We start from the raw sequence: 25,915 nt of genomic DNA on the forward strand, positions 1-25,915 counted from the left end.
ATAAGACAAAACAATACAAGGAGGTTGAAATGAAATTACGTAACTATTTGTCAGTAGTAATTTTGTTTATTTTAGGTCTATTTTCTCTATCACCACAGCACGCACTAGCCGCTTCTTCTGATTTCCATCCAGAAGATTCATTCAGTGATCCTATCTCACTTGGACAAGCGGTTAAAACACCTCTATCTCAAGCAGCAGCTTATGGACAGAATGCGCTAGGAGAAAATGAACAATACATGGTTGTTAACGGAAGTCCTGCAGTCTTTTATGCCGTTGATGCAGAGACAGGTGAGCAAAAGTTCTCCCAAACCATTGCCAATTCTGATGTCGTATGGGGAATGACTGTCGGAAGCGATGGGAATGTCTATTTCGCTAGCACGATGAACGGTATGCTCTATCGTTACTTACCAAATGAGAAAAAGCTTGAATCGCTTGGGAAAAATCCCTCTGATACTTTTGTTTGGGATTTAAAGTCGAGTAGTGATGGAAAGATTTATGGAGCGACTTATCCTAATACGAAGGTATTTGAATATGATATTGCAACCAATACATATAACGATTTAGGTATTATGAAAGAAGGTCAGCAATATGCGCGTGGCCTAGGTGTAACAGATCAATACGTATACGTCGGGATTGGAACAACAGCCGCTCTTATACGCTACGATCGGACAACAGGTGAAAAAGTCGAGATCCCTCTTCCAATTTCAGGTGAAAGTACAACAGTATCAGAGGTGGCTGCGTATAATGGGAAATTATTCGTCCGCGCGGGTTACCGACTATTCATTTTAGATGAAGAAACAGGGAAACACATTAATACCATTGGTTTCCAAGGGAAGATCTCCTCTCCCTCACCTTATAATCCAGATCTGCTTTACTACAAAGTAAACAGTAGTCTCTACACGTATAATATGAAAGAAAACAAAGTAGAGGAGCTAAAGGACGCCCCTCCACTACCAGACGAAACAGAAATTAAAGCACACGCTTGGATTACCTTACAGAACGGAAAAACAGTGCTAGCAGGAATGGCTGCTTTTACGGATTCTTTCTTTTACAATCCAACCGACAATGATTATAAGCTTCACTTTCCAAATGTAGATGCACAGGGTACAAACATAAATGCCATCGCTTCAATTGATGGAAAAGTGTATTCTGGTGGATATCAGCGTGGAATGAGTATTTTTGATGAAGCATCTCAAAGCTATACGTACATGAATAAAAGCTTCCATCAGTCAGAGGGAATTGGATCGTTAAATGGTGTGGTCTATTTCGGAACATATCCCGGTGCAAAGATTTATCGCTACGACCCAACCAAACCGATTAACTACACAAGCGGAAAAAATGGAAACCCTTCTCTCGCCGTCGATATTGATGATGACCAAGATCGTCCATTTACGATGACGAGTGGAGATAACAAGTTATTCATTGGAACAATTCCTGGTTATGGAAAACACGGTGGTGCGCTTACAGTATTAAGTGAGAGCCCTTCTGCTAACGATCAAGTGAATGTTCAAACAAAAGTCTATGCTGACATTGTAAAAGATCAAAGCATCATCGGACTTGCTTATAAAGACGGCAAAATTTATGGCAGTACTTCTATCCATGGTGGTCTAGGAAGTGAACCTGTTGAAAAAGAAGCGAAAATGTTCGTATTCGATGTAGAAAAGGGAGAAAAAATTGCGGAATTCACGCCTAAAATTCCCGGATTAGATATACCGATTGAAATGATTGGCGAATTATCGTTTGGACCTGATGGCTTACTTTGGGGAATTATTGACGGAACCATTTTCGCTATGGACCCGACGACCTATGAAGTCGTCAAAAGTAAAGTTGTTTACCCAACTACGTTCAGTACAGGTAAGTTCCGTCCGTTCTACTTAGACTGGGGAAAAGACGGTACGCTCTATACGACACTTGGTCGAAAATTAACGGCTGTTAATCCTGATACGTTAGAAGTTAAACAGCTTGTGCGAGGATCCAAAAAGCTGATGACAGTATCTGATGAAGTGGTTGAAGAATCCATTCAGTTCATGACATTATCAAACGACGGAAGCATTTACTATACGCTCGGTTCAAGGTTATATAAGCTTCCGATTATGATTGAAAGCATGAACTTGGATATCGGTCCAGTTGGCTTGAACTTGCAAAAGAAACAAGTCGTTACCCCTTCACCTACTGTTCAAGTAAAATACGCAAGTGGAGCTGAAGGAACATTAAATGAAAATCAGTTCAAGCTTGTCTCATCAAATCCAGACGTTATTAGCATTTCAGACTCAGGAGAAATTGTAGCGAAATCGGCTGGTATTGCATCAGTGATGGCAATTTCTACTTCTACAAAGCAAAACGTAACGAGCAATGAAGTTCCATTCGTTGTTACCGTCACACTCGGAGAAGTGAAACAGGAGCTGTCTGATTTTACAACAAAGGCGAAAATTAGAAGTGTCTTTAGCCAGACATTACAAAATGATCTACAAGCTGCTGAGAACTCCTACAACAAAGGCGACGTTACGCAGGGAATGAACGTTTTAACCGGTATGATTACCAAGCTACAGTCTGCACAGCGTATTTTGATTAGTATCCAGGCTCAAAAAACGTTGATTAATGATCTTAACAGCTTGAAAATGTCATGGCAAACAACAGTGAAATAAACAGAAAAAATCCTGGTCTCCAAAATGTGACCAGGATTTTTTCATTGAACAACGATTTGAAAATCTAGATGAGATGATATTTTCTCTAACGATTGATCTCCGATATGCTGACAGGTTTTGCGAACAACTAGCTTTGATGGTACTACAATACACTTCGGTGTAGCTGAGGTGTCCTCCACCTTTTCTACTAAACATTTTGCCGCTTCATAACCAAGCTGATAGATATTCACGTCTACCGTCGTTAATGGTGGAATCGTGAATCCTGCAAAAAACAAGTTATTAAAGCTAACAACCGTTACTTGCTCAGGCACTCGTATTTCCTTTTCGTGAAGCACGTTCAAAACACCCATCGCTAACACATCATCCGTCACAAATATCGCTGTTGGGAGCTCGTTTAATTCAAGAAGCTCCTGGACACTTGCATTTCCACCCTCGATGCTAAACTCAGTATGTTTGATGTAATCCTCCGGAACAGAAAGTCCCGAAAGAGAGAGCGTATCTAAAAAGCCAGATAGACGATTTCTCGTCACAATCAAGCGCTTATTCCCCCCAATAAAGGCGATCTTTTTATGTCCAAGTGACAGAAGGTATTTCGTAACGTTTTGGGCAATTTTATAGTTATCATTATCCACATACGTAATGTTTTGAACGTTATCAGGAGGATGACCAACCAACACGAACGGAAAATCATGTTCCACAAGAAAATTGATGATAGGGTCCTCTTCTTGCGAATAAAGAAGCAAAATGCCATCTACTCGTCTCCCTTTGACCATATTCACAACGTCCTGGTAAATTTCCTCTTCCGTTTCTCCTGACGTCATATAAAGTGAATAGTTTTTCGAGTGAACAAACGATCCCACACCCTTCATGACATCTTGAAAGAAGGGGTTTTGAAATACGAGGTCTTGATCTCTCATTGATACTGGCATCACAATACCGAGGGAACACGTAGCTCCGTTTACTAAGACGCGCGCGTGAAAGTTAGGAAAGTATCCTAGCTCTTCCATCACTTTTTTGACCTTCCGCTTTGTTTTTTCACCGATTAAGGGACTGTTTGAAATGACTCGTGAAACCGTTGATGGCGATACGTTTGCTTTAGTCGCAATATCTTTTATCGTTACACCCATAAGTTATATCCGTCCTAATTTTATTTTTCGTTTCCTAAAGAATATGCTTCTTGTCAACGCACTCATAAATAAAGCGCTTTCAATATCTTTTAAAAAGAAAGAGAAAAGGAGGAATCCCCTCTTTTCTCTCTGTCTTTTACCCTTTATTAGCCCCGGCTGTTAATCCACTAATAAGGTACTTTTGTAAGAAGATATACAAGAGTGTAATTGGTACCGCAACGAGAATAGCTCCTGCAGCAAACATCGTAAAGTTTGTATTCGTATTTCCTTTAATAAGATCGAAAAGGCCTATCGCAAGTGTTTTCTTTTCGTTTGAGCTAATTAAGAGACGTGGAAGAATGAAGTCCATCCACGGTGCCATAAATTGCGTGAGCGCTACAAACGTTAGAATTGGCTTTGAAAGCGGCATAATGATCTTAAAGAAAATTTGTGTTTTCGTTGCTCCATCGATCATGGCTGATTCATCTAATGATTTTGGAACAGACTGTAGATATCCCTTAATTAACCATGTATTAAACGGAATTTGTCCTGCAGCATAGATAATGACTAATCCGATATGGCTATTTAACAGGCCAAAGTTTAAGAATAAAATGTAAAGAGCAATCATCCCCATGAAGGAAGGGAACATTTGCAGAATCAAGATTGACATTAAGCCCACTTTTTTACCTTTAAACTTAAAGCGAGAAAAAATGTACGCCGTTGATGTGCTCAATAGAACTGAGAAAATCATGTTCAATACGGCAATTTTAAATGTATTCCAATACCAGGCTAGGAACTTGGTTTTTTCAATCAATTCTTTGTAGTGAATAATTGTAGGATGTTCAGGAATAGCCGTGGCATTTGCTAACCCACTAGACTCACCAAATGACGAACCAACGATCCAGATGATCGGAAAAAGAACGGCAGCTCCTACGATAATTAACTCAATATAAATGAGCGTCGTAATGAAAAAGCTTTTAATTTTAAGGCCAGGTGTCCCCTTCTTAGGAGCTGGCACGTTACGATTAACGGGTGTTACACTCTCCATTTAGCTCAACTCCTCTTCCTTAAACGCTTGTGTACGGCTGAAGTTCCAAGCAGAGATCGAACCGATCACAATGAAAATAATCATCGACATAACAGATGCCATGCTATACATCTTGACATCAATGGTTAATTTATAAATCCACGTAATCAGAATATCTGTGTATCCAGCGAACTGATACTGCGAATTGACTGGTCCACCCTCTGTGAGGAAATAGATGACGTTAAAGTTATTAAAGTTTGTTGCAAATGACATAATTAACAGCGGCGCAGTTGCACTTAATACAAGCGGGAACGTAATTTTCCAAAATTCTTGTGTTGGTGTTGCACCATCGATTTTAGCTGCTTCATAAATTTCCTTATCAAGACTTGTCATAACCCCAGTCATTAATGCCATGAAGTATGGGAAACCGAGCCATAAGTTAATGATGAGCACCATTGCGCGTGCCAGATTTGGATTACTTGAATCCGTGAACCAAGAGATACGTTCAGACGTTAATCCAATATCCAATAAAAATTGGCTGACAGGTCCAAATTGACCATTGAATAGCGTTTTAAATACAAGCAAGGAGATCATTCCTGGAATGGCCCATGGAAGGATATAAAGCGTTCTCCAGAACTTTTTACCTTTTACTCGTTTGTTGTTTAAAATAACCGCTTGGAACAGTCCTCCGAAGAAGCATGTCACAGTTGATAAGATTGCCCATACGATCGTCCATCCAAATACACCGAGGAACGTGGAAGACCAGATTGGCATTTTAAATAGGTTCACGAAGTTATCAAATCCAACCCAGTCAACAAGCTTAGCTGGTGGAAGATGAGCACCGTTGTAGTTGGTAAATGCAATAAGAACACCAAAAATGATTGGCATTACTGAGATAAATAGTAGAAGAAGTGCAGATGGAATGAGCACGATGTATTCAAACATGCTTGTCCATAATTCACTTAAGTACTCGCGAGTCTTTGGAGTATGACCTGTTTCATTAGCAAGCTTTCTTGTTTTTACTGCATCTTTAATATTCCAATAGTACAGTGACAACAAAATACACATAAACAAGATGGCAATAATCCCGTTAATTAAAAGAACAATGGAGTGATCTCCATCTGTAAGACCAAGGATGGACATTTTTCTTGGAACCTCTCCAAGCGTCACAAGACCCCAGAAGCCTTTTAAAAAGAAGCCACCATTTTCGCGAAAACTAAAGCCACCAGACATGTTCGTGTAGTTTCCAGTAAGAAACTCAATCATTACAATTATCACTTGAATGATAAAGAAAAATAATGCTTTAACAGGCTGTTTGTTCAGCAGTTGGCCCAGTCCCCAAATGATAGCTGAAGCTACACCAGGTAAAACAGGACTCTTTTTCGGTGCATGATCAATCATGGCGTATATCCTCCTCTTCAAGCAGAAAAGCAGGCATAAGACCTACTAACTTTACTTGAAAAAATAGTTTAATAGAATTTTATTCCAAAAGATGTAAAACTAAATTCCCAATCTTTGCAAACGTTTGCTTTTTTAGAAGATAAAATTGCCTCATCCAAGTTGTATTGGAGAGGCAATTTCTCTTCGTCAGAATGACATCTAGGTACTTTCAGATGTCACATATATGCAAGATTTTGCTTCTTCCTCAGACAGATTATTTACCGCCTGATTTTTGTAAAGTTTCGTAATCTTGAGTTGCTTTCTTTTGAGCTGCTTTTACATCTAATAAGCCATTCCATACGTTTACGTACATTGCTTTAGCAGGATCCCAGTAGTTAGCCATTTCTGGAATTGTTGGCATTGGAGTTGAGTTCGCTGCTTGAGCTGCTACACCTTGAAGAAGTTCATCGTCTTTAAGACCTGCTACTTTTTCAGCTGCTTTTTCTTTTAGTGCTGGTAATTTACCAGTTGATTGATACATTGCTTCTGCTCCCTCTTTAGAAGCTAGGAACATTGCGAATACGCGTGCTGCACCTGGATATTTAGAATAAGCAGATACGCAGGCAATTTGGTTCCCAGAGAATGTTTTAGCTTTTTGGCCATCAACATCTGGAATTGTTGTAATACCAAATTCGAAGTTGTTTTTCTCAGCGCCTTTTTTCACATCAGCGATTGCCCAAGGTCCTGAAATTAAGTAAGGTGTTTTCCCTTTTGCAAATTCAAGAGTTGTTGTATCGTTTGTTGCATCTTCAGCGTTTACATCCCAAACTGGGCGAAGTGATTTGAAGAATTCTAATCCTTTTGTTACTGACTCATCTTCAAAGTTTAATTTTTTTGCATCGTCTCCATTTTTACCAAACAGTTGGAATCCATTTGCTGTTAAGAAGAAATGGTTTGTGTAAGAGTTACCTGATTCCCAACGAACTGTCCATTGGTTTTTTGCTTTGTTGTTATAAGTTTTTGAAAGCTCAACAATGTCTTTCCAATCTTTTGCTGGTTCACCTGAACCTGCTACTTGCTCTAATAGCGTTTTATTATAGAATAGTGCAAGCGATTCCGTAGAAATCGGCACTCCGTAATATTGACCATCGCTTTCTACTGTCTTTAATGAAGACGGAATAATTTCATCTTTTAATTGATCGCTATATCTTCCCATTGGACCGATAATAGAATCTGATAATGATGGTCCAATTCCATCATGTGGTTGAATGAAAACGTCTGCACCAAGACCAGCTTCCCCATCTAAAGCCATTTTTGCACGAGCATCAACTGCTCCAACTTTTTCGTACTTGATTTTTACTTTTGGGTATTTCTCATTCCATGCTTTAATGATTGCGTCTGCGTAAGTATCGTCATCTAACCATACTTTCAAAGATGCTTTTCCATCTAGTAATTCTTTCTCAATTTTGTAACCGTTTTCTTTTTTATCCCAAGGAAGATCCCCTTTTTCCTCAGCTGCTCCTTCATTATCTGTCGATGCTTTTTTGTCACTGCTACATCCAGAAATGAAAGCGACTACAATTAGCATCATAGCTAAAAATAGCATTGATAATTTTTTAAATCCCCTGTTCATTCTTATACCCCTCTCCATTTTCCGCGAAATTTGTGCAAACGCTTTTACAGAAATCATATTACATGATTTTTAATTCGTCAATTGAATTTTTTTCATTTTCCGAAAATTCTATCCTTCGTTTGTCTTACACTATTATCATGCTTTTGTTACAGATCAAAGGAGTACACCCTCTGATCTGTAAGCAAAAAGTCTCATCGCAAATATTTTCTAAATAAAAAGTAAGCCAAGAAAATTAATCCGAAATTATAAATGGTATAAACAAAAGCTGCGGAAATGAAACTACCGACGGCAAACGCAATAAGAGCTGGTATAGTCGCGGCGTAGGACAGCATAGAGAAAATTTGTTTGTACTTCAGCTTCACTCGTGCTCTGAAGTTCATTGGCAATGCAAAAAGTGAAACGATTGCGATAAAGATCATATTCATGACAATTGAGAGTGGGTAAAGGAATTGCATGGCGGGCAAAATAAGCTGTGGTTTTGCCGTTTGTGCTACCTGTTCTAACAGCTCCTTGCCACTCTTTTGATTAAAGAAATTATCTGATCCATACGGAACCGTGACGTTAATTCCATGAGAAGAAACGCTCATGTATCGTTTGTGGAAAGCAAGATAAGCGTCATTTTCCTTCACTTTTTTTTCCCATCCGGATGCTGGATTAACTAAAATATGTTCATTCCCCTTTTGTATGTCTTTGCTTTTGTCATCCTCACAGTTCAGCTTCTTATCATTAATCGTACATTTAGGAAGCTCTTGAACCCACGTGTCACTACTGCTTAACTTCGGAAAGGCTAAGCTCGTCAACGTTTCAGGTGTAGCCTTTGAAACTTGAATCACGAGCGGAAACGCGATGAGGCTTCCTACCAAAACATGTTGCAGCAAGATAAATATGAATCTAGCATTTACCGTTTCCATAATGTGTTTGAACGACATTCTTCTTAAAGCAAAACTCCTAAATTTACTCATTATGCAATTCTCCTTCAGCGTAACTTCACACTTGTTGTATGCAATACTCTCCTCAATAAAAGAGTTATTGTTTCTCCCTATAAGTGTAAATGAAATCGTTTGCATAAATCTACTATTTTTTAAAAATTTCACACTTTTTTAAAAATATTGTACTCCTTCGCTCATTTTTCTAGTAAAATTTAACATAACAACGAAGATCAGGGGGAGTGTGTACAGATGAAAACAATATTACTTACAGGATTTGAACCATTCGACGGTGAAAAAATTAATCCATCGCTTGAAGCCGTAAAGCAGTTACATCAAACACAGATTGTAGATCATATCGTCATTTCCAAGCCCCTTCCGACCGTTTTTAACCAATCTATTTCGCTGCTACAAACATACATTGATGAATTGGAACCTAGTGTGGTTATTTGTGTTGGACAAGCTGGAGGGCGAGATCGTATTAGTATCGAACGTGTTGCAATTAACGTGGATGATGCTCGTATTCCCGACAACGAGGGACAACAGCCTATTGATCAGCCGATTGTTGATGGCGGGCCTGTTGGTTACTGGTCTTCCTTACCTATCAAAGCCATTGTACGCGATCTGACTACAAAAGGTATTCCCGGCCACGTTTCACACACGGCAGGAACGTACGTATGTAATCATCTTTTTTATGGGCTTATGCACCATATTAAAGATAAAGACGTTAAGGGTGGATTTATTCACATCCCGTTTATTCCTGAACAAGCCGTCAGATACCCTGGAAAGCCAAGCATGTCGTTAGAAATGATCGTAGCAGGATTACAATCATCGGTAGAAACAGCTCTAACAGTTGAAGAAGATATCAAAGCTGTCGGTGGTGACACACATTAAAAAAAAGCAGTCGTCGCTATGACTGCTTTTCAGGATAGTCCGTCATTACAATTTGAACATTTGCCGTCTGCAATGGACCAAAATCTTCATGATTATTCACTGTATATACGCGGAGCTGTAGACCTTGAGCAATCGCTTCTATCCCACCTTTGGAAAGTGCAAAGCTTTGATCACAGTGCAGCGCTTCCGCATGGATCGAGCGTGCTTGACCAATTTTCTCCTCATCGATCCCCTCAAACAAAACGCCAATAGCAATATCGTTGTCTAATTGTCTTACGCGCTTTAGCGTATCAAAATTAAATGAAGATATGATGATGCGCTGTTTGAGTCCCGCTTCCTCAATCAATGTTAATACCTTCTGTTCAATTCCTTGATAGTCAAACAAATCCGTTTTCAATTCTAGATTGACCATCATTTCTTTATCCTGTTCTGTCACCCATTTCAGAAATGATTGCAGACGTGGAATACGCTCCTTTGAAAACGAAGGATTAAACCAGCTTCCGGCATCAAACTTAGAGAGCTCTTCATACGTATAATCTTTCACATAACCTGTTCCGTTCGTCGTTCGGTCAATTTTTTCATCATGAATAATAACAGCTTCTCCGTCCTTCGTGAGCTGAACGTCTAGCTCAATCCCTTGAGCACCTGTTTCGTAAGCTGCCTTAAAGGCTGCCATCGTATTTTCCGGATAGCGCCCACTATAGCCTCGGTGGGCGTAAATCATAAGATCGTTTGACATGGACGAGTGATCCCCTTTCGCAGAAAGAAGCTGACGATTGCTGTCAGCTTCTTCTATTTTTTCGTTTACTTTTATATTTCGTCATTTAAAACTTGTTCCCTCTAGCGATTTGCTGATTCGAGGGCAAAGTTTGTTCCTTCTTGTGCCTGTTTTAATACTTCTACTGGGTCCATTCCTTGATAAATGGATTCCATTGCCGTTACTACGTTTTGTCGTGACTGTGGGAACACTGAGATTAGCGCTCCTTGCGTTGCTTTTGTTGATTTTGTTTGGTGAAGCAAATCAACCGTCTTTTTCAACTGAGGGTATTTCTTCCATTCTCTTTGAACCATTGGATCATTATAAGCTTTTGGATTTGTCGCAAAATATCCAGATTCAACGTGCCATTTTGCTTGTACCTTTGGCGTTGATAGATATTTCATAAAGTCCCATGCAGCTTTTTGTTCTTTAGTTGAAATGCCTTCACCTTTAGACATCCATAGTGATGCTCCGCCCATTACAACACCTTGATTTTTCACCCCATCAGGTACTGGAAGATCCGCTACTCCTACTTCAAAAGGTGAATTATCGACTAATGCACGAATACCGGCAGAAGAATCTAAGAACATCGACATTTTACCTGATTGGAAAGCCGCTCTCATATCATCCCAGTTTTGACCTGCATTATAGAACGTGCCTTCTTTGTACATGTCATGAATGAGATTAAAAACACGCTGTCCCTTTTCTCCTGCGAACGTAGCTTTCGTCGCATTTCCGTCTCGACCATTTCCTTTGTTTACGTAAAGACCACCTTGGTTCGCTAACAGCTCTTCAAAGAACCATCCATAGTTAAGAATCGAGAATCCGTATTGAGTCGTACGCTTTCCTTCTTTTTGAGTCAGCTTTCGTGCTGTCTCTTTTAATTCACTGTACGTCTTCGGTGGTTTATTTGGGTCTAATCCTGCTTTTTTAAACGCATCCTTGTTGTATACAAGAACTGGTGAAGACGAATTAAACGGCATCGAGTATTGCTTGTCGCCAACTTTATAATAGTTCGCAATGTTTTTCTCCCATACCGATGTATCATAATGATCTTGATCGATAAACTTTTGGATCGGCTGGATCTTGTGGGTATTCATCATATACTTCGTTCCAACCTCGAACGTTTGCATAATCGTCGGCGCATCTTTTGTGCCTGCTACCGTATTAAACTTTGTTAATGCCTCTTCATATGTGCCTTGAAAGATTGGCTTTACTTCTACTTTATCTTGAGATGCATTGTATTTCTTCACGATTTGATTCAGTGTTTTTTCAAGGTCTCCACTCATTGCATGCCAAAAGATAACCTGTGTCTTACCTGACGATTGCTTTGCCTTTGCTTCATCTGAACTTCCGTTTGAGCAAGCTCCTAGAAGTAATAGGCATAGTGATGAAACGATAATCAGCAGCTTCTTCATCCTTTTGCCTCCCTTATTTAACGGCCCCTTGTGTAAGACCTTTTTGGAAATGCTTCTGTCCAAGGAATAACAATAAGAGAGTAGGAATGATGACAATGACAACAGCTGCCATTACTACGCCCCATTCTGTTGAAATTTCTTGAGACTGCATTTGCTTCAGACCAATCTGTACTGTTCGAACCTTTTCATTGTTCGTCACAAGCAGCGGCCATAAATACGTATTCCACGTTGTTAAAAAGCTGTAGATCCCAAGCGTTACAAGACTCGTTTTTGAAACAGGTAATACAACATTCCAGAAAAAGCGGAAGCGGCTAATTCCTGCCACTTGAGATGCTTCATACAAATCTTTTGGAATCGTTTTGAACTGCTGACGTAATAGAAATGTTCCGAATGCTAGTGCAAAGAACGGAATAGTTAATCCGGCATACGTGTTCAACCACCCAAATTTTTGAACTGTCCAGAAGTTTGGTACCATTGTTGCTTCCCACGGAATCATCATCGTTGAAATGAATAAAAAGAAAATAGCGTCTCGTCCTTTAAACGAAACAAATACGAATGCAAAAGCCGCTAAGCTACATACAACAAGCTGACCGAGCATCACGAGTAGTGATGTAAAGAAGCTGTTCCATAAATATCCGAGCAGCGGTACTTGTTCAAAAGCTGCTTTATAATTATCAAAATTAAAATTCTTTGGCCAAAGATGTCCTTGAAGAACTTCCCCACCGCTCATAAAACTGATTAAGAACGCGTAGGCGATTGGAAACATCATCACAACTGTAGCCACGATTAACAATACATATAGTAAGGGCTGCTTCGCTTTTCTCACTGATAATGCACCTTCCTTTCCCCTACTTTAAATTGAAGGATTGTCACAACAAGAATGACAAAGAACAAAATGACTGCCTGAGCACTTGCTGATCCTACGTTGTAGTTGATAAATGCATCTTTGTAGATGGAATACACGATAACGTTTGTTGAATCCATCGGTCCACCTTTTGTTAAAATATCAATTTGTCCAAACGTTTGAAATGCGTTAATCATTGATACGGTAATAATGAAAAACAGCGTCGGTGAAAGCATTGGAATTGTAATCTTACGTAATTGATACCAGTAACCAACACCAGAAATCCGAGCACTTTCATAAAGCTGATCATCAATGTTTTGCAAGCCACCAAGTAAAATAAGAAACGTAAATCCTGTGTTCATCCAAATCGTTGAAATGGCCACAGATAAAAGTGCAAACTTCGGATCAAGCAACCATTGCACATCACCAATGCCAAATACGTTTAAGACTTTATTAATAACACCAATTGCTGGATTGTACATGAATGCCCAAATGACGGAAGATGCAGCAACGCTCATTCCCATCGTAGACGAGAACATCGTACGGAAAAAGCCAATTCCGCGCACCTTCTCATTCGCAAGTAACGCTAAGGCAAAGGCGATAATGATTCCAATTGGAACCGTCACAAGGACGAATAAAAACGTCGCCTTCATGCTGTTTAAAAAGCTTGGCGATTGAAATAAAAGAATAAAATTATCAAGTCCGATAAAGTGAAGCGGATTTCCCTGCGTATCCGTACGGAAAAAGCTCAAATAAATCGTGCGTAGCATCGGATAGAACAGAAAGACACCAAATAGTAAAATCGATGGCAACAAATAACCAAATCCCGCTAGAGCTGCTGGCATCGTACGCGTCTTCTTCACCTTTTCTGTGCGTTCAGCTTGAATTGGCTCTGTCACATTCATACGGATGCCCCCTCTAATGATAAGCTTTCTGTACGCTCAGCTTGATGGTAAAGACATGCGCCAGTCTCAGCATCAAACAAGAATAAATCTTTCTCATCGATGTAAATCGGCATACGCTCACCCATTTTTACATTCCACTGACCGTTCCATTTTGCAATCCACTGTTCTCCGTTTCCTATTTCAAACGTAATTAACGTTTCTGTTCCTAAAATTTCAACGTTTGCAATTTCTACGATTAACGTCGTTTGGTCACGATCTGCAAGCTGAATCTTTTCAGGACGTACGCCAACCGTTACCTCATTTGGAAGCGCTGATGCAATGGCTGGTGAGAGCGGCATTGTACGATTGTCCTGTAAATGTAAACCTGTTGAGTCAGCTTTTGCATTCGTTAAGTTCATCGGTGGTCCACCGATAAAGGATGCAACAAACGTATTGTTGGGTGCATTGTAAATGTCGAGTGGTCGACCTACTTGTTGAATGTGACCACCATTTAAAATCATCATACGATCCGCCATTGTCATTGCCTCTGTTTGGTCATGTGTCACGTAGATCATTGTAATACCAAGCTTGCGTTGGATTTGACGAATTTCTGAACGCATTTTTGCCCGAAGCTTTGCATCTAAGTTTGATAGCGGCTCATCCATTAAGCAGATCGGTGAATGAGTCACAATGGCACGAGCTAGAGCAACACGTTGTCTTTGACCACCTGAAAGCTGACGGGGCTTGCGTTTTAAATAGTCAGTCAAGCCAAGCATTTCAGCAGCTTCTTCACAGCGCTTTTTTTGTTCTTGTTTTGATACATTCTTTGTGTGCAAACCAAACGTAATGTTTTGTTCTACAGTTAAATGTGGGTAAAGCGCATAGCTTTGGAACACCATTGATAAATCTCGCTGACTCGGTGGGAGCTCATTTGCACGCTTTTCACCAATTAACAGATCTCCACCCGTTACTTCTTCAAGACCTGCAATCATACGGAGCATTGTACTTTTACCGCATCCTGATGGCCCAACTAACACGAAAAATTCTCCAGGTTCAATCGTGGCATTTATATTTTCAATAATATTGTTCTTTTTATCGTAAGATTTGCTTACGTTTGCTAATTCAACTTTTTTCATGTTCATAATCCCCTTTCCATTATCGGGTATTCATTTATTTGAATGAAGATTTCCATAGCCGCGGGCTTCCTGTTGAAATAGCCGCAGCCCCGCTTTCTAAAGCGGCCTCTGCTTGTCTTTTATTTCGAATCAGTCCACCTGTAATAATTGGAACAGATGCTTCTTCACGAACTTTCATCACCATCTCAGGAATCAGTCCGGGCATAAGCTCTAACGCGTCCGGTTGAATATCATTTGCAACCTTTAGGCCGTGTGCCACAGCATCTGTATCCACTAGAAACAAGCGTTGAATCGTGAGCAGCCCTTCCTTTTTAGCTAATTGAATAAGAGAACTCTTTGTACTAACGATTCCCGTCGGCTTTACAAAATTTGCAATGAACTTTAAGCCTTCTCGGTCGTAGCTGATGCCCGGGATCTTTTCAATGTGTAGAAAGACAAAGCGATTTTCTCTTTTTAGGGCGTCTACATATCGTTTAATTACGCTTATGTTTCCCATTAAAAGAAAAGCTAATTGAATATTGGTTTCCAAAAAATAATCAAAGCTTTTTGGATCTTTAATTGAGGCGATGAGCCGATCTTTGTGTAATCGACGTAAAAATTCTTCGTGTACATCCATTCCTCTTACCTCCAAGCAGATAGAGCGATCATGTAAAAAACCACACGAAATACGATAGATGTGTTGGGACACGCCTATAGATTTGTGTGGTCTCTCTGTTCTCTAACCGAGTTGTTTATTCACTTATCTTTCTCAATTTCTATCCTATAAAACCTTTTTAAAGCCCCTATTAACTCTTTGTATAGATTTGTTAAGAAATAATTTCACCTCTGTAAAAAAGCAGGATGATTTCTGTAAACAACCATCTTTTTTCCAAAAAAAGAGCCATTCCATAACCAAATGGAATGACTCACTTTCATTTAATGTTCCGTCAAATCGTCCAAAATCCGTGATTTAATCGCTGTAAAGTCAGCTGACGTCGTTATTTTAGAAGCACGTGGCCTAGGTAAATCAACGTTTACTTCAGCGATTATTTTTCCTGGTCGCGGTGATAATACGTAAATGCGATCTGATAAAAGAATGGCTTCATCGATATCATGTGTGATTAAGAGAACAGACTGCTTAAACTGTCCCCAAATTTCTAACAGCCATTGTTGCATTTGAAGGCGTGTTAAAGCATCAAGCTTCCCGAACGGTTCATCAAGAAGCAATAGGTCTTTTTTACATAGATATGTACGTAAAAAGGACGCACGTTGTCTCATACCACCGGATAATTCTCCTGGAAAGCGGTCTTCAAATTCTGATAACCCAAAAATCGGAAGAAACTCAGCTGCTTCTTTCCGAGCCTTTTTTTTATTCACTCCTGCCACTTCAAGTGGAACCATCACATTCTCAATAACCGTCCTCCAAGGGAACAACACGTCCTTTTGAGGCATATATGCGACGTGTCCTCTCTTTCCAGTCACGCTTTCTTCATCCAAAAGAATTTCTCCTGAATCAGGTGTGGTAAGCCCTGCGATCATATCAAGAATCGTACTTTTCCCACACCCACTTGGGCCAATAATGCTCACAAATTCACCTTTTTTTACATGAAGATCTACATCTTGAACCGCTTGAATGGTTTCAAACGTTTTTTGAACGCCTCTTACTTTAAGCTTTTGTTCTTCAAGCTTTCGTTCACCTATCATCTTACTTCTCCCTTTGCTTGTTCTTTACAAAACGTATGGTGAAGAATTATCGCTTTGGTAAAAACTCATTTGTAAAGGCATCCTTCACATCAAGCTTTTTCTGAATCAGCTTTCGTTTGTACATCCAGTCAGCATAGTTATTCCATACTGCTTTCTTTTGAATACCCCACTGCTTTGCATCAGCCTGGTACTGAGTAGACAACCATTGTTGTGATTTCTTTACTAGCTCTTTGTTCAGCTCTGGTGCTCCTTTTAATAAGGAATCCGCTGCTTCATCAGGATTTTCAATCGCATACTCATAGCCTTTTGCTGTAGCCGCCATGAACTTTTTCGCCAGGGCTGGGTTGTTTTTAGCAAGCTTATCGCTTGTCGCAATAACAGGCGTATAGTAATCGAGTGCCGGATCTAAGTCTTTAACAGGAATAAAGTTAATTTCCTTTCCTTGGCGTTCCGCCTCAATCCCGTCCCATCCGTAATAAATCCATTCAAAATCAGCGTCTCGGCCAATCGATTTAAAGAAGTCTACGGCACCTAGCGTAACGTTTTTCACTTTTGAATAATCGCCACCGTTCTTTTCCATTGCGGCTTTTAACGTTGCTTCTTCGGAAGGTGCACCCCATCCACCGTAACGCTTTCCTTCAAAATCCTTTACCGTTTTAATCTTATCTTTTTTAAGCGAAGCAAATCCTGATGTGTTGTGCTGAATAATGGCACCAATCGATTTGATTGGAATACCTTGTGTTCGTGCTTGGGTAATGTTTTCTTGATAGCTAATACCAAAATCAGCTTTTCCTGACGCAACTAGCTGATCAGCTGAGCTATTCTCGCCCGGCTGGATAATTCGTACCTTCAAGCCCTGGTCTTTAAAATAGCCTTTTTCCTTTGCTACATATAATCCTGTATGGTTTGTATTCGGGAACCAATCTAAAACGACCGTAATTTCTTGTGATCCTGTTTTTCCACCGTCATTGCTGCTTTCTTTCTTTCCGCAAGCAGACAAGAAAACAGAAAGAACTAACAGCATTCCTATCATGATCTTAATTGTCTTATTCATTTTTTTCTCCTTCTAGCTTCTCACATCTGATTATTTTTTCGCCACGGCATCGTCCATTTTGCAATGATCTCAATTAGTCCATAAATAATGAGACTCAGTAGCACAATAACAAAAATCGTGGCAAATACACGGGTTGTTAAAAAGGATTGTGAGGATCTAGTAAGCAAAATCCCTAGTCCTTCACTTGCTCCTAACCATTCACCAATAACGGCTCCCATTACGCTGTACGTTCCGGCAATTCGTAATCCTGTAAAAAAGGAAGGAAGCGCCGCAGGAATTTTCACCATTTTGAAAATTTGCAAGCGGCTCGCGCCCATTGATTGAAGAACGCGAATCATATCACGATCTACCAATCGATATCCGTCTGCCAAGCTAATCGCGATCGGGAAGAAACAAACAAGCATAATGACCAATACTTTCGGCAACATTCCATAACCAAACCACATCACCAAAAGTGGTGCAAGCGCAATGATTGGAATCGTTTGTGAGATCACCAGAAGTGGATAAATAGCCTGTCGAAGTTTTGAACTCATATCAATAAGTGTGGCAATTAAAATACCAGCTCCTAGTGATAAGGCAAGACCAATTAACGTTTCGTAAATGGTTTGAGCACTATGTAGAATGAGTAGGTCCCTAACATCCCACACTTCCTTAAAGATCGAATGCGGCTTTGGTAAAATCCACTCTTCGATCCCCATAACTGAAACCGCTACTTCCCATATGATGAGCAAAGCGATGATCACACCTAAAGGAAGAAATAGTTGTTTTATGTTAGCGGTATTTTTCAAGTTTTTCATCCATTGAAACTCCTTCTGGACGATAATGAATTTTAATGTGCGTCATAACCTGACTTGCGCCTGCATCTATACAAGCTTGCTTTGCCTTTTTTACGATTTCGAGAAGCTCATCCATCTCGCCTTCCATTACCGTTTCCATTGCTCCTACCTCATACTTCACTCCTGAGCGCTGTACTACTTCAATAGCTTTATCTACTACCTCGTAGCTATTCATATGATCTGGAACTGTTGGTAAAACTTGAAATCCTACATTTACAACTGTCATGTTCGTTTCCCCCTCATTTTTATCATCACCAAAAGGAGTGATCACCTAATGAAATTTATTCTGACTGAAACAACAAAAAAGACTGCCCCAGAGGCAGTCTTTGACTTTTCACGATCAATTCCATGTACCTCCGCTGGCATTATCCAGATCAGGCGATCGGGTCGGCGCTTCACAAGCACCCTCTCAGCCAAGTCATACTTAGCTCCCCTTTTGGTTATCGAGTTAATCATATCAAGTAGACCTTTATTTGTAAACAAATCATCTGCTTCAAATCCACCATGACCCCGTGTTTTGGATGTTTCCGGGTCATGCTTATTACCTTTTACAGAATTTGCTGCTTAATTTCCTTCATTTGATCTAAATGACGCTCTTCGTGGTAGCCAATAAACGGAATCCACTGATTGACCGTCATTAATCCGAAAACTGGATGAGGAAATGCTTTCTTTTGACGCTTTTCTTCATTGGTTTCGGATTCGAATTGCTGTAGCGCTTGTCTTGATTTATATAGCTTATCCTTCATTTCATCGAGGGTAATGAATTCATCTGAGGGCACTACATAAGACGGAGCATCCACTTTTCTTGAACGATCTACTGTTAAGTGAATGGGTTTGTCATCAACAGATTTCTCTTCTCCATCTTCAAGCACCTTTTTCATCGTATTCGTAAGATTTTTCTCCATTAAATATAAATGATCCATTACCTGCATGATTGACCACTGATCATCACGAACCTTTTGATTAAGCTGTTCATCTGTTAATGTTTCTGCAAGCTCCAAGACCTGTGAACGAATTTCTTCATTGTGCGTCATCGTTTCCACCCTCTCAAATGTTCAGTTTCTGTCATTATTTTACGTATACATCTTCCTTCTCATCGTACCCTATTTCTCCCTATAACATCCAATACAAAGCTTGTGACTCAAGTCGTAGGACTTGAAAAATTTTCTTCCCGTGGTAAGATGGGGACTCGGTGTTCATGAGAAATGGGAGTAAAATGACTCACGCACTAACGCTTTAGTTTGATAGAGGTCATTTATTTTTAATAGTTTTGTAACATTTAATTTCCAATTCTTATGGTATAACTATATGTGCATAGAAAGGGGGCTTATGCCATTATGATAAGGCGTATGCTTTTAATAGTTCTAATGAGCTTTGTTGGATTATCCAGTACAGTTGTCGCTCACGCTGCTGAGTCAGAACAACAAAAACTAAAGGATGCCGAACAAAAGCTACAAGAAAAAGGTTCTATGGTGAAACAAAAACAACAAGAAAAACAAGCTGTTAATAAAGATATTCAGAAAATACAACAAGAATTGCTTTCACTACATAACTCAATCTCCGATAACAGAGATGACCTAAACAACATCGAAGAGAAAATTTCTGCTGCCAACAAACTAATCGAAAAGAAAAAAGCGGAAATTGTATCGTTAGAAGACAAAGTTTCTGCACGTGAAAAAGTAATGCGTGAGAGACTAGTAGCTCTGCAACACTCTGATCATGCTAATCTTGTCCTTGATACAATTATGAGTTCTGATAGCTTTGCAGACTTCATACAGCGTGCTAGTGCCGTTTCAACGTTACTTAACGCGGATAACGACATTTTAGATGCTCAAAAAGCTGACTTGAAGCAAATCGAAGAAGATAAGAAAACAATTGATAAGCAAGAACAAGTGTTAGAGGAAGAACAGGATAACTTAGCAAATAAACAAGCTGAGTTAAACCAAAACCTTCAAAAACGACAAGAAACACTTACAACACTGCAAAAAAACTTCAGTAACATTTCAAAACAAATTGTATTAGCGAAGCAAGACCAAGCGACAATTGAATCTGAAATGAAAAATATCCAAGAGAATATAAAACGCCAGCAGGCAGAAGCAAAAGCTCGTGCAGAACGATTAGCACAGGAACGTGCTGCTAAAGCACTTGCTGCGGAAGAAGCGAGAAAAGCTCGACTTGAGGCCATTGAAACAGCCAGAAAAGCTCGTGAGGCGTTAGAGGCTGAGAAGAAAAAGCATGCCGAACGTGAAGCTGCTAAAGCTAAGCAGCAGGCACAAGCAAAAGAGCAGGCTGAACCACAACAACAGCCACAGGCAAAGGCGCAACCATCTTCATCATCCAATGAGCAATCTGAGGAGAATATTGATGGTAAAGAGTTCTACGTTTCAGCAACGGCATATAGCCCAGACGAGACAAACGGAAATAACTTCCGCTCAGCTTTAGGCTACAACATTAAACAACCTGGTTTAAAACTTATCGCAGTGGACCCTTCTGTTATTCCACTAGGTAAAAAAGTTTGGGTTGAAGGATATGGTGTAGCAATTGCTGGTGATACTGGTGGTGCGATTAAAGGTCATATCATTGACGTTTTAGTACCAAACAGAGAAGCTGCCTTATCATGGGGACGTCGCTATGTTAAAGTCATTGTTCTAAACTAAAAAAATCCCACTTCGGTGGGATTTTTTCTTATTCTAAAGCGGCTTGAAGCTTGCGGCGTTTGACTTTTCGCTGTGCCAATAGAATTTTAAGAGACAAATAGATGCCTGAAACGGTTAGGAAGATCATACTTAGCGCTGCTATATCAATCACCCACTTAATATTTGCTCCACCTAACTTTCCTTCATGAAGACCACGAATTGTTCCATACAATGAAGCTACAGGCCCTCCTTCTTTAAAGTTTGGTTTTTGAAATGAACTTTCCCCTGTTGACGCAGCAGGAGCCGTGCTACCTCCCTCTGCAAAACTTGATCCCATCATTGCTGATCGGTGCCCTTCTCCCTCTCCGTGTCCCTGTTGACCAACAAGCCAAGGCTCTGATAGGACAAGCCCTGTGATTGCTTCCATTAATAAAAAGACAGACGTAATTAATCCAATCCATAAATGCGCTTTACGCGTTTTCTTCATTTTAACTCCTCCTGTATAAACGAAATAATTGTATGTAAAAAGAACGTATGTGTATTTTTTCAGCCACCTATTGGGCTATAGGTGGCTGATTTATAGGGGCTCTACTTATTACTTCTTTACTATAAAACTTCAATGTGTCAGGTGTGCGTCAAAACAGAGGTTTCTTGCTATTTTTTCACAAAAATAATCTCGCCCCTTTCAAGGCGAGATTACTGTGGTGCATTGGTAGCTGAAATAATAATAGTAAATGTCGTTCCCTCAGTTGACGTTTCCTTCAAAAACAAATCGCCGTTCATTGCCTTCGCAATCATTTTGCTAAAAGCCAACCCTAAGCCGAGACCCCTTACCTTAAATTTCTTTCCTTCCCCTCGGAAAAATCGTTCAAACACATAGGCTTGTTCTGCTTCAGGAATTCCAATACCCCGGTCCCTCACATCGATGGCAATTTCTCCTTGAACGAGTGGGTGGATCGTAATATCAATTCTCTTTTCCTCTTCCATCGCTTGCTTCGCGTTGTTTAGTAAATTAATAAATATTTGCTGAAGTCTTGTTGTATCCACCATGACTTGTTGACTTTGATCTTGTAAATGAAGATCGATTTTAATCTCCTCATCTTCCTGTGTCACCTGCCATTGATATACAATCTCTTTCACGACACTGTTTATATCATGGGACTCTAGCGTGACAGGAAGGGCATTTGCAGAAAAAGAGTTGAACTCTAGCAGGTCAGCGACCATCTTTTGCATTCGTCCTACTTCTTTTAACGAAATTGCTAAAAACTCTTTTGCCTCTTCTCCTTCGACGATGTCGTCCTTTACCGCCTGTAGAAGGCCACTAATAGATGTTACGGGAGTTTTAAGTTCATGGGTAACCCCAGCTAGTAGCTCTGCTCGCAATGACTCTAACGTCTCTAATCGGCTCGTCATTTCTTTAAAAGATGATACGAGCTCATGCACTTCTTTTTCCTTTACTTCATGATGAAGCTGAATATCATAGTTACCTTCTTGAACTTGCTTTGCTGCTTTCGCCACATCTTGAATAGGTCGTGAAAGTCGGCGCGTTAGTAAATAAATTGCCAGCCACCCTAAAAGCGCTAAGCTCACAAGCATAATACCAAGCAGGCGGTATTCCTCGTTCACCTTTACTAAATCTTTTTCCGCCATTAATAAAATAACAGAGCCAAGCTGAACATTATTTGATTTAATCGGTGCTTTTACCGCATAAAAAATGTCATCATTTGAAGCATGTACTTTTTGAATCTCTTTTTTACTTTGTAGGATAGAAGGTGGAAAACGGAAACTCATTCGATCATCGTCTCGCATTGGTATACTTGATGACAAAATATCCCCGTCGTTGTTCACAATATAAATAAACGGTTTTTCAAGACCTAGCGTTTTATCATGATCTCGTAAAATTTTCCCGCCTTTTTCCCTAGGTGTCGGTTCCCCACCTATATTACTTACGAATCGATCAGCCGTTTCTTCCGCCAAGAACTTAGCAATATCGAGCCGGTGTTGCAATGTACTGTGACGAATCCATAAAACAGATAAAATACCAATAACCAATAGTCCAATACAAAGAGTTGCCAAATACCTTGTGGTCCAATATTTTAAGAGCGTTATTTTCTCATTTTTTTTCGTGAACACAAAATTGATACCCCAATCCCCGAAGTGTTTTGATTTCTCCCTCTGTTACCGGCCAATTTTGTAGCGACTTTCGTAATCGCTTAATCGAGAGGTCAACAGCACGGTCACTTCCGTCGTAATCCATTCCCCATACACAGTCAATTAATTCGTCTCTTGTAAAGGTCCGATTTGGACGCTCTGCTAGGAAAACCAACAGAGATAGATCACGTGGAGTTAAATCGATCTCTACACCGTTTAGCATGACGACATGGCCTTTTACATCAATCTTCAAACTTCCAAACTGCTTTATTCCATTTTCCTCTGATACATACGGAGCCCTTCTTAAAACAGCTTGAATTCTTGCCACTACTTCATCCCCTACAAATGGCTTCGTGATATAATCATCCGCTCCGTCATTTAATCCAGACAATCGGTAATTCACATCTCCAAGAGCAGTGAGCATAATAACTGGGCAAGAGCTTTTTTCACGTATTTGCTTTAAAATGCTCCACCCATCTATCCCAGGGAGCATCACATCTAACAAAACTAAAGACGGATTACTTTTAGCAAAGACGTCAATCGCTTCGTTCCCATCAAACACCTGTGTGACATTGAACCCTGCTTTTGTTAAATAGGCTTTTAATACCTGACTAATCGCTAATTCATCTTCAATCACTAATATATGTTTCATTACTATCCACTCCCTACCATTTCATTATAATCAAAAAAGAGGATGATTCGAAAGAGACGGAAAAGTCTTTTAGAATCATCCTTTCTTATATTGATTTGACAAGGAGTTTTCCACTAAAAGGGGGGAAGTGGAGAATTTCCTTGTTTCATCTATTATCCAAGTAACAGAGAAAAACGTATGGGTAAACATCAAATTCTTATATTGTCCGTTTTTTGATCATATTTCGTTAAAAACTCATCTTCTTTTAGTGGTTAAATCCACGATGTCCGCCATGGCCAGGGTGACCACCATGACCTGGCCCGCCAAAAAATCCGTCTCCATCCTCATGATCAAACGGGAACAGCTGAAGATCCTTTGCTTCATCAGCATGATTAAGCATTACTTCCTGAAATAACTCCTCAGCTGTTTTTCCCTTCGTGTCAATTCCTAGCTTCTCAGCCGTTTTCACAATCTTTTGATCCCTAACCTCTTTTGCTACATCTCCAATTTCTTTATTAGCCGTGCTAATGCCTAATTCTTTCGCATCTTTTTTGATTTGTGCCTCACGTACATCTTGAACGAGTTGACGCACATCTTTATTTGCCGTATCAACTCCAAGAGCCTTCGCTTGCTTCATTATTTGTGCTTTAAACACTTCTTGTGCTAGCGTTTCTAAATCTTTACCACTCGTGCTAATGCCTAATTCTTTTGCCTTTTTAGTGACTGTATCTTGACGAATAGCCTGTGCAAGCTGCTGTGCCGTTTTTCCTTTTGTATCAATCCCTAGCTTTTCAGCCTGCTTCTGAACTCGCTTTGTACGAACTTCGTCCATGATCGTTCTTGAATCTTTCCCTGTCGTATTAATGCCTAATTCTTTTGCTTCTTTCTTTATCAATGCATCTCGTACTTCTTGCATTAATGTATTTGTGTCTTTTCCAGCCGTTTTAATTCCTAATTTCTCAGCTTGCTTCTTCAAAAATTCTGTATTATGAAGCCCGTTCATATGACCAATTCCGTGATTAAATCCGTGCACTTCTTTTACTTCTTGCTTTTGTGTTTCATTTGACGATGCTGCAAAAGCCGTGCCTGCACCGATAAGACCTAGTGATAGAGCTCCTGTAAGTACATAAGTGACTACTTTTTTCTTCATCATACTTGTGTTTCCTCCTAAAGGATCTTTTGTGATAAGTGATATAGTACATGCTCTGTACATGTATTAATGTAACCTGCCAATGTGTCAGTAACATGTCAAAGAAAATTTTTTTGCTTTTTTTCATAAATTTCCCTTAGATGCTTAGAGACATACAGATATACGAAGCGAAATGTCAGAGTTAAATATTGACTTCTAGTAGTGGATAGTATGAAATAGAATTAACCATATCTTGAATGAATAAGGAGAAATTATGAACGAGAAATCCTATGCACTATACGATTTTCTAGTCTCTCAAGCTACCAGCTTTACGGATGAATGGCTGAACTTTCAGTTCGTGAAAGAGGGATCGGATTATTCAATTGATGCACCACCACAGGTCGCACAGCGGATTAAAGAACAAAATTCTAACTATGTGCGACTAGTAGCAAAAACTCTTATACATTCAGAAGAAGAGACGAAAAAAAGGATTGAGGAATGGACCAACAAAACAGCGGCAGATCGCGTTCAATCGAATACGTCTCTATCTGAGGTTGTGCGAAATTCAGGCGTTTTTCGTCATGTCTACTGGTTATACGTTCAAAAATTTGTGGAGCAAACCACTCTGGATATAAATGTCTCAGATATTTTTGGTTGGGAGCGCAAAATCAATTTTACCCTTGATTACGTATTGGAAACGTTCACAAATCGATTTATGGAAATCGTGACAGAACGCCTAGCAGCTCAAGCGTCACTGATTCGCGAGTTAAGTACACCTGTTATTACGCTAACGAATCAGATCGGACTGCTTCCACTTATCGGTGACATCGATACGAACCGAGCAAAAAGTATTCTCGAATCAACGCTACACCAAAGCGTAGATTCCAAAATTTCCGTTCTCATTATGGACCTCTCGGGAGTTGTAATGGTGGACACGATGGTCGCACAGCAATTATTTCAGCTCGTTGATTCGTTACGTATGGTAGGAGTAAAAACTATTTTAACTGGTATCCGACCTGAAGTAGCGCAAACAGCCATTCAGCTTGGCATTAATTTTGGCGATATTCAAACAGAGACCTCTTTGCAAAAAGTGGTCGGAAAGCTTGTAATGAAGCATATGTAAGAAAAATACCAGACCCTATTGA

The 25,915-nt window shown here is 39.8% G+C and carries 24 protein-coding genes and 1 riboswitch; of the genes, 4 read left to right on the forward strand and 20 right to left on the reverse strand.

Annotated elements, in window-relative coordinates; all coding sequences use genetic code 11:
* Positions 1–29 precede the first annotated feature (29 nt).
* Positions 30–2,645, forward strand: coding sequence for an FIMAH domain-containing protein (locus AMD01_RS19490; RefSeq protein ID WP_053403115.1), 2,616 nt, complete (start codon positions 30–32; stop codon positions 2,643–2,645).
* Between the two features lie 41 nt (positions 2,646–2,686).
* On the opposite strand, the gene AMD01_RS19495 is transcribed toward AMD01_RS19490, so the two are convergent.
* The 5 genes from AMD01_RS19495 to AMD01_RS19515 form a co-directional block, all read right to left on the reverse strand.
* Positions 2,687–3,772: a LacI family DNA-binding transcriptional regulator gene (locus AMD01_RS19495; protein ID WP_053403116.1), complete on the reverse strand. Its 1,086-nt coding sequence runs from the start codon at positions 3,770–3,772 to the stop codon at positions 2,687–2,689.
* Between the two features lie 136 nt (positions 3,773–3,908).
* Positions 3,909–4,799: a sugar ABC transporter permease gene (locus AMD01_RS19500; RefSeq protein ID WP_083446636.1), complete on the reverse strand. Its 891-nt coding sequence runs from the start codon at positions 4,797–4,799 to the stop codon at positions 3,909–3,911.
* Positions 4,800–6,179 carry a carbohydrate ABC transporter permease gene (locus AMD01_RS19505; protein WP_053403117.1) on the reverse strand — a complete coding sequence of 460 codons (1,380 nt, stop codon included), beginning with the start codon at positions 6,177–6,179 and terminating at the stop codon, positions 4,800–4,802.
* Positions 6,180–6,432: 253 nt separating this feature from the next.
* Positions 6,433–7,791 (reverse strand): sugar ABC transporter substrate-binding protein, encoded by a 1,359-nt coding sequence (locus AMD01_RS19510; protein ID WP_053403118.1) that lies wholly within the window; start codon positions 7,789–7,791, stop codon positions 6,433–6,435.
* Between the two features lie 191 nt (positions 7,792–7,982).
* Entirely contained in the window at positions 7,983–8,753 is a 771-nt protein-coding gene (locus AMD01_RS19515; protein WP_053403119.1) for a DUF1189 family protein, read from the reverse strand.
* Positions 8,754–8,969: 216 nt separating this feature from the next.
* Here AMD01_RS19515 and pcp point away from each other — a divergent pair, with 216 nt between their 5' ends.
* On the forward strand, positions 8,970–9,611 hold the full coding sequence (pcp, locus tag AMD01_RS19520; RefSeq protein ID WP_053403120.1) for a pyroglutamyl-peptidase I: 642 nt from the start codon (positions 8,970–8,972) through the stop codon (positions 9,609–9,611).
* A gap of 16 nt (positions 9,612–9,627) precedes the next feature.
* Here the strand turns inward: pcp and AMD01_RS19525 are convergent, their stop codons facing one another.
* From AMD01_RS19525 to AMD01_RS19580, 11 genes are all read right to left on the reverse strand, one after another.
* Positions 9,628–10,350 carry a glycerophosphodiester phosphodiesterase gene (locus AMD01_RS19525; protein WP_053403121.1) on the reverse strand — a complete coding sequence of 241 codons (723 nt, stop codon included), beginning with the start codon at positions 10,348–10,350 and terminating at the stop codon, positions 9,628–9,630.
* A gap of 101 nt (positions 10,351–10,451) precedes the next feature.
* Complete coding sequence (locus tag AMD01_RS19530; RefSeq protein WP_053403122.1) at positions 10,452–11,786, reverse strand: ABC transporter substrate-binding protein; 1,335 nt, start codon at positions 11,784–11,786, stop codon at positions 10,452–10,454.
* Between the two features lie 13 nt (positions 11,787–11,799).
* The gene (locus AMD01_RS19535; protein ID WP_053403244.1) at positions 11,800–12,555 is read right to left on the reverse strand and encodes a carbohydrate ABC transporter permease; all 756 of its coding nucleotides are present in this window, start codon (positions 12,553–12,555) and stop codon (positions 11,800–11,802) included.
* Between the two features lie 53 nt (positions 12,556–12,608).
* Complete coding sequence (locus tag AMD01_RS19540; protein WP_053403123.1) at positions 12,609–13,535, reverse strand: carbohydrate ABC transporter permease; 927 nt, start codon at positions 13,533–13,535, stop codon at positions 12,609–12,611.
* Complete coding sequence (locus AMD01_RS19545; RefSeq protein WP_053403124.1) at positions 13,532–14,650, reverse strand: ABC transporter ATP-binding protein; 1,119 nt, start codon at positions 14,648–14,650, stop codon at positions 13,532–13,534. The genes AMD01_RS19540 and AMD01_RS19545 overlap by 4 nt, the downstream gene beginning before the upstream one ends.
* Positions 14,651–14,684: 34 nt before the next feature.
* Positions 14,685–15,266: a glycerol-3-phosphate responsive antiterminator gene (locus tag AMD01_RS19550; RefSeq protein ID WP_053403125.1), complete on the reverse strand. Its 582-nt coding sequence runs from the start codon at positions 15,264–15,266 to the stop codon at positions 14,685–14,687.
* 299 nt (positions 15,267–15,565) lie between these two features.
* Positions 15,566–16,333 (reverse strand): ABC transporter ATP-binding protein, encoded by a 768-nt coding sequence (locus AMD01_RS19555; protein WP_053403126.1) that lies wholly within the window; start codon positions 16,331–16,333, stop codon positions 15,566–15,568.
* 46 nt (positions 16,334–16,379) lie between these two features.
* Positions 16,380–17,387 (reverse strand): ABC transporter substrate-binding protein, encoded by a 1,008-nt coding sequence (locus tag AMD01_RS19560; RefSeq protein ID WP_053403127.1) that lies wholly within the window; start codon positions 17,385–17,387, stop codon positions 16,380–16,382.
* 20 nt (positions 17,388–17,407) lie between these two features.
* On the reverse strand, positions 17,408–18,184 hold the full coding sequence (locus tag AMD01_RS19565; RefSeq protein WP_053403128.1) for an ABC transporter permease: 777 nt from the start codon (positions 18,182–18,184) through the stop codon (positions 17,408–17,410).
* Positions 18,159–18,449 (reverse strand): thiamine-binding protein, encoded by a 291-nt coding sequence (locus tag AMD01_RS19570; RefSeq protein ID WP_053403129.1) that lies wholly within the window; start codon positions 18,447–18,449, stop codon positions 18,159–18,161. Before AMD01_RS19570 ends, AMD01_RS19565 begins: the two co-directional genes overlap by 26 nt.
* 108 nt (positions 18,450–18,557) lie before the next feature.
* A riboswitch (TPP riboswitch) is annotated at positions 18,558–18,668 on the reverse strand.
* A 103-nt stretch (positions 18,669–18,771) separates the two neighbouring features.
* Positions 18,772–19,257, reverse strand: coding sequence for a DinB family protein (locus tag AMD01_RS19580; RefSeq protein WP_053403131.1), 486 nt, complete (start codon positions 19,255–19,257; stop codon positions 18,772–18,774).
* A gap of 315 nt (positions 19,258–19,572) precedes the next feature.
* Between AMD01_RS19580 and AMD01_RS19585 the strand changes: the two genes are divergently transcribed.
* A complete protein-coding gene (locus AMD01_RS19585) occupies positions 19,573–20,880 on the forward strand; it encodes a PcsB-like coiled-coil domain-containing protein (protein ID WP_245638986.1) in 1,308 nt (435 codons plus the stop codon).
* 28 nt (positions 20,881–20,908) lie between these two features.
* Here the strand turns inward: AMD01_RS19585 and AMD01_RS19590 are convergent, their stop codons facing one another.
* From AMD01_RS19590 to AMD01_RS19605, 4 genes are all read right to left on the reverse strand, one after another.
* Positions 20,909–21,346, reverse strand: a complete 438-nt coding sequence (locus AMD01_RS19590) for a PepSY-associated TM helix domain-containing protein (protein WP_053403133.1) — start codon at positions 21,344–21,346, stop codon at positions 20,909–20,911.
* A 209-nt stretch (positions 21,347–21,555) separates the two neighbouring features.
* Positions 21,556–22,935, reverse strand: a complete 1,380-nt coding sequence (locus AMD01_RS19595; RefSeq protein WP_245638987.1) for a HAMP domain-containing sensor histidine kinase — start codon at positions 22,933–22,935, stop codon at positions 21,556–21,558.
* 37 nt (positions 22,936–22,972) lie between these two features.
* Entirely contained in the window at positions 22,973–23,662 is a 690-nt protein-coding gene (locus tag AMD01_RS19600) for a response regulator transcription factor (RefSeq protein ID WP_053403135.1), read from the reverse strand.
* A 244-nt stretch (positions 23,663–23,906) separates the two neighbouring features.
* Entirely contained in the window at positions 23,907–24,794 is an 888-nt protein-coding gene (locus tag AMD01_RS19605) for a hypothetical protein (RefSeq protein WP_053403136.1), read from the reverse strand.
* 250 nt (positions 24,795–25,044) lie between these two features.
* Here AMD01_RS19605 and AMD01_RS19610 point away from each other — a divergent pair, with 250 nt between their 5' ends.
* The gene (locus AMD01_RS19610) at positions 25,045–25,893 is read left to right on the forward strand and encodes an STAS domain-containing protein (RefSeq protein WP_053403137.1); all 849 of its coding nucleotides are present in this window, start codon (positions 25,045–25,047) and stop codon (positions 25,891–25,893) included.
* Positions 25,894–25,915 lie beyond the last annotated feature (22 nt).

The sequence above is a fragment of the Priestia koreensis genome (genome assembly GCF_001274935.1).
GTDB classification, from domain to species: domain Bacteria; phylum Bacillota; class Bacilli; order Bacillales; family Bacillaceae_H; genus Bacillus_AG; species Bacillus_AG koreensis.

Bases quoted from the DNA above. Each gene is read 5' to 3' on its own strand.
- AMD01_RS19490 (WP_053403115.1), top strand. From the start codon at position 30: ATGAAATTACGTAACTATTTGTCAGTAGTAATTTTGTTTATTTTAGGT.
- AMD01_RS19495 (WP_053403116.1), bottom strand. From the start codon at position 3,772: ATGGGTGTAACGATAAAAGATATTGCGACTAAAGCAAACGTATCGCCA.
- AMD01_RS19500 (WP_083446636.1), bottom strand. From the start codon at position 4,799: ATGGAGAGTGTAACACCCGTTAATCGTAACGTGCCAGCTCCTAAGAAG.
- AMD01_RS19505 (WP_053403117.1), bottom strand. From the start codon at position 6,179: ATGATTGATCATGCACCGAAAAAGAGTCCTGTTTTACCTGGTGTAGCT.
- AMD01_RS19510 (WP_053403118.1), bottom strand. From the start codon at position 7,791: ATGAACAGGGGATTTAAAAAATTATCAATGCTATTTTTAGCTATGATG.
- AMD01_RS19515 (WP_053403119.1), bottom strand. From the start codon at position 8,753: ATGAGTAAATTTAGGAGTTTTGCTTTAAGAAGAATGTCGTTCAAACAC.
- pcp (WP_053403120.1), top strand. From the start codon at position 8,970: ATGAAAACAATATTACTTACAGGATTTGAACCATTCGACGGTGAAAAA.
- AMD01_RS19525 (WP_053403121.1), bottom strand. From the start codon at position 10,350: ATGTCAAACGATCTTATGATTTACGCCCACCGAGGCTATAGTGGGCGC.
- AMD01_RS19530 (WP_053403122.1), bottom strand. From the start codon at position 11,786: ATGAAGAAGCTGCTGATTATCGTTTCATCACTATGCCTATTACTTCTA.
- AMD01_RS19535 (WP_053403244.1), bottom strand. From the start codon at position 12,555: ATGATGTTTCCAATCGCCTACGCGTTCTTAATCAGTTTTATGAGCGGT.
- AMD01_RS19540 (WP_053403123.1), bottom strand. From the start codon at position 13,535: ATGAATGTGACAGAGCCAATTCAAGCTGAACGCACAGAAAAGGTGAAG.
- AMD01_RS19545 (WP_053403124.1), bottom strand. From the start codon at position 14,650: ATGAAAAAAGTTGAATTAGCAAACGTAAGCAAATCTTACGATAAAAAG.
- AMD01_RS19550 (WP_053403125.1), bottom strand. From the start codon at position 15,266: ATGGATGTACACGAAGAATTTTTACGTCGATTACACAAAGATCGGCTC.
- AMD01_RS19555 (WP_053403126.1), bottom strand. From the start codon at position 16,333: ATGATAGGTGAACGAAAGCTTGAAGAACAAAAGCTTAAAGTAAGAGGC.
- AMD01_RS19560 (WP_053403127.1), bottom strand. From the start codon at position 17,387: ATGAATAAGACAATTAAGATCATGATAGGAATGCTGTTAGTTCTTTCT.
- AMD01_RS19565 (WP_053403128.1), bottom strand. From the start codon at position 18,184: ATGAAAAACTTGAAAAATACCGCTAACATAAAACAACTATTTCTTCCT.
- AMD01_RS19570 (WP_053403129.1), bottom strand. From the start codon at position 18,449: ATGACAGTTGTAAATGTAGGATTTCAAGTTTTACCAACAGTTCCAGAT.
- AMD01_RS19580 (WP_053403131.1), bottom strand. From the start codon at position 19,257: ATGACGCACAATGAAGAAATTCGTTCACAGGTCTTGGAGCTTGCAGAA.
- AMD01_RS19585 (WP_245638986.1), top strand. From the start codon at position 19,573: ATGCTTTTAATAGTTCTAATGAGCTTTGTTGGATTATCCAGTACAGTT.
- AMD01_RS19590 (WP_053403133.1), bottom strand. From the start codon at position 21,346: ATGAAGAAAACGCGTAAAGCGCATTTATGGATTGGATTAATTACGTCT.
- AMD01_RS19600 (WP_053403135.1), bottom strand. From the start codon at position 23,662: ATGAAACATATATTAGTGATTGAAGATGAATTAGCGATTAGTCAGGTA.
- AMD01_RS19605 (WP_053403136.1), bottom strand. From the start codon at position 24,794: ATGATGAAGAAAAAAGTAGTCACTTATGTACTTACAGGAGCTCTATCA.
- AMD01_RS19610 (WP_053403137.1), top strand. From the start codon at position 25,045: ATGAACGAGAAATCCTATGCACTATACGATTTTCTAGTCTCTCAAGCT.